Origin of the sequence: Bacillus sp. RCC_6_1 (assembly GCF_041360755.1) — a bacterium.
Classification (GTDB): domain Bacteria; phylum Bacillota; class Bacilli; order Bacillales; family Bacillaceae_G; genus Bacillus_A; species Bacillus_A cereus.
Genome location: NZ_JBFUPV010000038.1, coordinates 1 through 1,202, shown reverse-complemented (window position 1 = coordinate 1,202; position 1,202 = coordinate 1). Strand labels below are relative to the sequence as shown.

The window sequence follows — 1,202 nt, the reverse complement described above, 5'->3', positions numbered from 1 at the left end:
GAGGTAGATAAAGAAGGACTTTCTGAAATATTCTGCCTTGGACCAACACGTACTCCTGGTCATGCTATTTTCAAGGATATACATGAAGTGCGTGCTGGCCATTATATGACGTTTACCTCTAATGGCTCGACTACGACACAGTATTGGAAACTTGAAAGTAAAAAACATGTAGATGATATTGATACAACAGTCGAGACAATCCGCTCCATTTTACAAGATACGGTTAAACGGCAGTTAATTGCTGATAAACCAGTGGTATCTATGCTTTCCGGAGGTTTAGATTCCAGTGGTTTAACAGGTTTAGCAGGAAACGAATTTGGGAATAAAGGGGAACGCCTTCATACATATTCCCTGAATTTCATCAATGATGAAAAAGACTTTGAGCAAGACTTCCTTCGTTTTGATCGTGATGAACCTTGGGTGAAACGTGTGGCTGAATATGTAGGAACAAAGCATCATTCTATAGAGTTAGGATCAGATAGTTTAATAGAGTATTTATTAACTCCAATGCGAGCGCGTGATCTACCTGGAGTTGGAGAACTGGAAACGTCTCTTTATTTGTTATTTAAGGAAATGAAAAAAGATGCAACAGTTGCACTTTCAGGCGAATCCGCAGATGAAGTATTCTCAGGATATCCATGGTTTCATCAAGAGAAGTTTCTAGATGCAGAGATATTCCCTTGGAGTGTTAATTTATGGTATAGTACAGAAATTTTATCAGAGGATTTTAAAGCGAAGATTAGCCCTGAAAAATATCAAAAACAAAAATTTGAAGATGCAGTTGCTGAGGTTCCCTTTTTAGAAGGTGAAAGTGATCTGCAAATGAAGCAACGTCAAATGTCTTACATGTTTATTACACGTTTCTTGCCATTTATGCTAGAACGAAAAGATCGCACAAGTATGATGAATGGCTTTGAAGTACGAGTTCCATTTTGCGATTACCGACTTGTAGAATACCTATGGAATGTCCCATTCGAAATGAAAAGCATAGACAATATTGAAAAAGGTATTTTACGTAGAGCTTTTGAAAATGTACTTCCAGAAGATGTACGTTATCGCAAAAAAAGTGCATATCCAAGCACTAAGGATGCCTCTTATCTACAAGGTATTAGTGATTGGATGTTACATGTGTTGAACAATCCTGAATCACCTATTTTGCCATTAATTAATGTAGAAAGAGTTCGTGCTATTGCAGAAGGAAA

General features: G+C 37.3%; 1 protein-coding gene. It reads left to right on the top strand.

The window, feature by feature from the left end:
• The coding region (locus AB6801_RS31185; protein WP_370941397.1) for an asparagine synthetase B family protein at window positions 1-1,202 on the top strand (1,202 nt) is incomplete at both ends.